This is a genomic window from Flavobacterium columnare NBRC 100251 = ATCC 23463, from assembly GCF_002530675.1.
GTDB lineage: Bacteria > Bacteroidota > Bacteroidia > Flavobacteriales > Flavobacteriaceae > Flavobacterium > Flavobacterium columnare.
In genome coordinates, this window is sequence record NZ_PCMX01000044.1 from 4,691 (window position 1) to 11,615 (window position 6,925).

Genomic DNA, 6,925 nt, shown 5'->3' on the forward strand with positions numbered 1-6,925 from the left:
CACGGCATTTTTATTTAAATATCAATATCATCTACAATTACTCCCACTCTATCGTTGCAGGAGGTTTAGAACTAATATCATAAACTACTCTATTAACACCTTTTACTTTGTTTATAATTTCGTTAGATACTTTCATTAGGAATTCATAAGGTAAATGAACCCAATCAGCCGTCATACCATCTGTAGATTCTACTGCTCGAAGTGCCACTACTTTTTCGTAAGTACGTTCATCTCCCATAACACCTACACTATTTACAGGTAATAAAATAGCACCTGCTTGCCATACTTTATCATATAAACCATGCTCTTTTAAACCTTGTATAAAGATAGAATCTACTTCCTGTAGGATTCTTACTTTTTCTGGTGTAATATCGCCTAAAATACGAATGGATAACCCTGGTCCTGGAAAAGGATGGCGTCCTAAAAGTTCTTCATCTATACCTAAACTTCTACCTACTCTACGCACTTCATCTTTAAATAGCATACGTAAAGGCTCTACCACTTGCAATTTCATAAAATCAGGTAATCCTCCTACGTTATGATGTGATTTTATAGTTGCTGAGGGACCTTTTACAGATACGGATTCTATAACATCTGGATAAATTGTACCTTGTGCTAACCACTTTACCTCTTCTATCTGATGTGCTTCATCATCAAATACTTCAATAAATACACGACCTATAATTTTTCGTTTTGTTTCAGGATCTTCAACACCCGCTAACTCGGATAAAAAACGTTCTGAAGCATCAACTCCTTTTACGTTTAATCCCATTCCTTTGTATTGATTTAATACATTTTTAAACTCATCTTTGCGTAATAAACCGTTGTTGACAAAAATACAATACAAATTTTCTCCTATAGCTTGGTTTAACAAAACAGCTGCTACAGTAGAATCTACACCTCCTGATAACCCTAATACTACCTTATCATTATTGATTTTAGCTTTCATTTCAGCTACTATATCTTCAACAAATGAATTAGGTGTAAAACTTTGAGGAACTTGCGCTATTTTTACTAAAAAATTTTCAAGCATTTGTTTCCCATCTTCACTATGGTAAACTTCTGGATGAAATTGAATAGCATAAGTAGTTTCTCCTTCAATACGATAAGCAGCATTTTCAACATCTTTAGTAGAAGCTAAACGAACCCCATTTGTTGGTAACTGTTTGATGGTATCACTATGACTCATCCATACCTGACTATTGATATTTACGTCTTCAAAAAAAGTCTCATCGTCTTTGATAAATGACAAATTGGCTCTACCATACTCTCTAATATTAGAAGGAGCTACTTCGCCTCCATGAAAATGAGCTAGATATTGCGCTCCATAACAAACTGCTAATAAAGGCATTTTACCTCTAATTTGAGATAAATCGGGATGAGGCGCATCTTCAGCACGAACTGAAAAAGGACTCCCTGATAAAATAACAGCCTTGTAACTGCTTAAGTCTGAAGGAACATGATTAAAAGGAAAAATTTCGCAGAAAATATTTAACTCGCGAACGCGGCGTGCAATAAGCTGTGTGTATTGCGACCCGAAATCTAAAATAAGTACATTGTGTTGCATGTACAAAATTAAAAAAAATCTTAAAAAATGAAAATTTTAATTATAAGAAGATTTTTAATGTTTCCTAAAAACAAATTCTATATCTAATCAACAAGCTTGTAAAATCATTAATTCAAAAAGTGGGTGTCTAAAAAGCAGTAACTTAATGTTTAGCTTCTTACTTCTAAAAACAAGAGAAATCACATTATCAGTACTCTATTTTTTCATTTTTTTAGTTCATTTGAGTCTTCCTTTGATTAAAACAAACAAGATTGAGATCTTTTAGGACACCCTCTTTTTTATAAATTTAAATAACTATGTTTAAACCTGTTTTTTCATCTTTTTCTTATTTTTTATCCTGTAAAGCAAAAACCTTTTTCAATAAATCACTCGTACGAGAATCAAAATTAGTTCGAATATCCTTCTCCTCTACTGCTATCATTTTAAAAACACCATCAAGTGCTTTATTCGTTACATAATCTGTTATATCAGGATTAACTTTAGAAACAAAAGGAATCATATTATATCTATCTATAATTGTTTTCCATACAGCATCCGCTCCTACCTTTCCGATTGATTTTTGTACAACAGGATTAAATTTTAGATAAAGAGGCTTGCGAGTTCCTGTTTGTAGAAACTGAGTAGCAGCATCTTCTTGCCCTAATAAGATATTTTTAGCATCCGTTATCGTAATATTTTTAATAGCATTCACAAAAATGGGTGTAGATTCCTTAACAGCATCTTCGGCTGCTCTATTCAATGCTTTTATTCCATCGTCAGCCAAATTTCCCATGCCCATCTTTCGTAACATGCTATCTACTTTTTGAAGTTCATCAGGAAGTACAATTTTAACCAATTCATTACCATAAAAACCATCCATTGCAGTAAGTTTAGAAACTTGATTGGTAACCCCTTTGTTTAACGCTTCTTTTAAACCTCCTGAAATGTCCAAAACATTTTTCTTAGTGGTATTAGTCATTACGGATTCCGTTGTTTTTTTTATAAAGTCTTTTAATTGAGCTTGACTCATACTAGGAATCAAAAAAGCTAGGATAAATATTCTTTTCATTTTTCTAATTATGTTTTTCAAAAATACGCAAATTATGTGCCTAAAATATTTTTTTATTTGCTTTCCCTTTTTTCATCTCTTTTTTACCCTAAAATCAGTAAATTGCACCCGATAACTAAAAATCAAAATGGAACAAGTACAACCTTATCAACCTAAAAATAAAGTTAGAATTGTAACAGCAGCATCGCTATTTGATGGTCATGATGCAGCCATCAATATCATGCGTCGAATTATCCAAGCAACAGGTGTTGAAGTGATTCACTTAGGCCACGATCGTAGTGTAGAAGAAGTAGTAAATACAGCTATTCAAGAAGATGCCAATGCTATTGCGATGACTTCGTACCAAGGGGGTCATAACGAATATTTTAAATATATGTATGATTTGCTAAACGAAAAAGGAGCAGGTCATATCAAAATTTTTGGTGGCGGTGGTGGAGTAATCCTTCCTTCTGAAATTGAAGAATTACACGCTTACGGAATCACGAAAATTTATTCTCCAGATGACGGAAGAGCTTTAGGATTACAAGGAATGATCAACGACTTGGTGCAAAAAGCGGATTTCCCTGTGGGCGATAAACTTAATGGAGAAATCAATCATCTTGAAGAAAAAAATCCAACGGCAATTGCTCGTGTGATTTCTTCGGCGGAGAATTTCCCTGAAATAGCAAAAGAAACTCTAGATAAAATCCATACGCAAAACGAAACCACAAACATTCCTGTATTAGGTATTACAGGTACAGGTGGGGCAGGTAAGTCTTCGTTAGTAGATGAATTAGTGCGTCGTTTTTTAATCGATTTTCCAGAAAAAACCATTGGTTTAATTTCTGTCGATCCGTCCAAACGTAAAACAGGTGGTGCTTTACTTGGAGATAGAATTCGTATGAATGCGATCAATAACCCGCGTGTGTATATGCGTTCGTTAGCGACGCGTCAATCGAATTTGGCTTTGTCTAAATATGTAGCCGAAGCCATTCAAGTATTGAAAGCGGCTAAATACGATTTGATTATTCTGGAAACTTCAGGAATTGGTCAGTCGGATACCGAAATTTTAGAACACTCTGATGTATCGTTATATGTTATGACGCCTGAGTTTGGTGCGGCTACCCAGTTGGAGAAAATCGATATGTTAGATTTCGCCGATTTAGTGGCGCTGAATAAATTTGACAAACGTGGGGCGCTTGATGCGATTCGCGATGTGAAAAAGCAATACCAACGCAATCATAATTTATGGGAGGTAGATCCTGATAAAATGCCCGTTTTTGGTACGATTGCTTCGCAATTTAATGATCCAGGGATGAATACCTTGTATAAGTCGATTATGGATAAAATTATGGAAAAAACAGGAGCCGACCTAAAATCGACTTTTGAAATTACTCGTGAAATGAGCGAGAAAATCTTCGTAATTCCGCCACATAGAACACGTTATTTATCTGAAATTGCTGAGAATAATCGTAAATATGACGAAACGGCTTTATCGCAAGTGGAAGTAGCACAAAAGTTATACGGTATTTTCAAAACTATTGAGTCGGTGAATGGCAATCTGCCACAAATTGATAAAGCAGGAATCATTGAATCTTCTTTAAAAATAAATGAAAGCAACAAAGATTTCTTAGGCTTATTAATCAAAGAATTCGACCGCGTAAAAATGAATTTAGACCCGTACAACTGGGAAATTATTCAAACGTGGGATGAAAAAGTAAATAAATATAAAAATCCAATATATTCTTTTAAAGTACGTGATAAAGAAATTAAGATTCAAACACACACAGAATCCTTATCACATACTCAAATTCCAAAAGTAGCCCTTCCCAAATACCAAGCTTGGGGCGATATCTTAAAATGGAACTTACAAGAAAACGTACCAGGAGAATTCCCATTTGCGTCTGGATTATATCCATTTAAGCGTGAGGGTGAAGATCCTACACGTATGTTCGCGGGTGAAGGAGGTCCAGAAAGAACCAACCGCCGTTTCCATTATGTATCCTTAGGAATGCCAGCTAAGCGTTTATCTACAGCGTTTGACTCGGTTACTTTATATGGGAATGATCCAGACCACCGACCTGATATTTACGGTAAAATTGGTAATGCAGGGGTGTCTATTTGTTGTTTAGACGATGCAAAAAAATTATACTCCGGTTTCGATTTAAGTCATCCTGCCACTTCGGTGTCGATGACGATAAACGGACCAGCGCCTATGTTGTTAGGGTTCTTTATGAATGCAGCCATTGACCAAAACTGTGAAAAATACATCAAAGAAAATGGTCTAGAAGCAGAAGTAGAGAAAAAGAAGAAGGAACTATACGATAGTAAAGGTTTAGAAAGACCGAGATACAACGGCGAATTACCAGAAGGTAACGACGGATTAGGGTTGATGCTTTTAGGACTAACAGGCGACCAAGTGTTACCTGCTGATGTGTACCAAGAGATTAAAGTAAAAACCTTAGCGCAAGTGCGTGGTACCGTTCAAGCCGATATTTTAAAAGAAGACCAAGCGCAAAATACCTGTATATTCTCAACCGAGTTTGCCTTACGCTTAATGGGTGACGTACAAGAGTATTTTATCCAACAAAACGTTCGTAATTTCTACTCGGTTTCTATTTCAGGGTATCATATTGCCGAGGCTGGTGCCAATCCTATTACGCAGTTGGCATTTACACTTGCCAACGGATTTACGTATGTAGAATATTACCTAAGCCGAGGAATGAACATCAACGACTTTGGTCCTAACTTATCGTTCTTCTTCTCTAATGGTATTGACCCAGAATATGCGGTAATAGGACGTGTAGCGCGTAAAATTTGGGCAAAAGCCTTAAAGAATAAATACGGTGCCAACGAAAGAGCACAAATGTTGAAGTACCATATCCAAACATCTGGACGTTCGTTACACGCACAAGAAATTGATTTTAACGATATCCGTACGACTTTACAAGCCTTGTATGCGATTTATGATAACTGTAACTCGTTGCATACTAATGCGTATGACGAAGCGATTACCACACCAACAGAAGAATCCGTTCGTCGTGCCATGGCAATCCAGTTGATTATTAATAAAGAATTAGGATTAGCGAAAAACGAAAACCCTATCCAAGGTTCGTTTATCATTGAAGAGTTAACCGATTTAGTGGAAGAAGCCGTACTAGCCGAGTTCGACCGTATCACCGAAAGAGGTGGCGTACTAGGGGCAATGGAAACAATGTACCAACGTTCTAAAATTCAAGAAGAATCCTTGTATTACGAAACCTTGAAGCATACAGGTGAATTCCCTATCATTGGGGTAAATACCTTCTTAAGTTCTAAAGGATCACCAACGGTAGTGCCTGCGGAAGTCATTCGTGCGACGGAAGAAGAAAAACAATTCCAGATCAAAACCCTAGAAAACCTACACAATGCCAAAGCCAAAGAAGTAGAAGGACAAATCCCAATCATTCAAGAAGCCGCGATCCAAAACCACAACATCTTTGAAAAACTAATGGATGCCGCTAAGGTGTGTTCGTTAGGACAAATTACTAGTGCATTGTTTGAAGTGGGTGGGCAATACCGCCGTAATATGTAAGAGTAATTAATTTATAGAAATTGAAATGCCCCGATTGGGGCATTTTTTATAATTTGAAAGTCCTATTTATCCGAAAGTATCAGATTTAAGTGTTAATTTTTTAATTTTAGTGTTTTTTTATATGTTGTTTTCGTATTGATTATAGTCTTAATAAAGAAAACATTATTTTTTTATGTTTTTCTTTGTCTAAAACTAACTGTAAAATGTGTATGTTTTTTGTTTTTAAATAATATCATTGTATCGTATTATTTTACTTAAATCTTTATATGAGGGATTCAATAGATTATCCTTATACTTTCCAAACTCTCCATATTTAGATATAAATTGATTCCAAACAAATTCCATTTTTAATTGATTAGAAAGTTCTTCAATTATTTCTTTTTTAGCATAATAGAGTTTTGAATTTTCTGTCCAAATAATTTTAGTTACTTGCTCATTTTTCTTATTGTAGAAACATAAGTCATTAGGGTTAAAATCCAAATTTAACAAATTAGAAAGTTCTTCGTTTAAAAATTCAAAATGAGGGTTTTCAAAACGATTGGATGACCAACTGCTCCAAGAATAATCTCTCATTACATCTTTTAAATTTATTCCATCATCATAATAGTCCTCTTTGCTTGGAACGACTGAATTACTCCAATTTATTTCTCCTGAGTATATTTGATGAAAAGAAATTGGATTATGATGAAAATTTCCAGAATGAATAATATTTTCTAGTTTTTTAATTTTATCATAAAGGATAAAAAAACTAGTAAGA

The 6,925-nt window shown here is 34.9% G+C and carries 4 protein-coding genes; 1 reads left to right on the forward strand and 3 read right to left on the reverse strand.

The window, feature by feature from the left end:
* Positions 1–37: 37 nt before the first annotated feature.
* Together guaA and B0A78_RS06895 are read right to left on the reverse strand one after the other, a co-directional pair.
* Positions 38–1,567, reverse strand: a complete 1,530-nt coding sequence (gene guaA, locus B0A78_RS06890; protein ID WP_065213524.1) for a glutamine-hydrolyzing GMP synthase — start codon at positions 1,565–1,567, stop codon at positions 38–40.
* A gap of 325 nt (positions 1,568–1,892) precedes the next feature.
* Positions 1,893–2,615 (reverse strand): DUF4197 domain-containing protein, encoded by a 723-nt coding sequence (locus B0A78_RS06895; RefSeq protein ID WP_065213523.1) that lies wholly within the window; start codon positions 2,613–2,615, stop codon positions 1,893–1,895.
* 127 nt (positions 2,616–2,742) lie between these two features.
* Between B0A78_RS06895 and B0A78_RS06900 the strand changes: the two genes are divergently transcribed.
* On the forward strand, positions 2,743–6,168 hold the full coding sequence (locus B0A78_RS06900; protein ID WP_097609500.1) for a methylmalonyl-CoA mutase family protein: 3,426 nt from the start codon (positions 2,743–2,745) through the stop codon (positions 6,166–6,168).
* Between the two features lie 222 nt (positions 6,169–6,390).
* Here the strand turns inward: B0A78_RS06900 and B0A78_RS14455 are convergent.
* The coding region (locus B0A78_RS14455) for a hypothetical protein (protein WP_169859098.1) at positions 6,391–6,925 on the reverse strand (535 nt) is incomplete at its 5' end.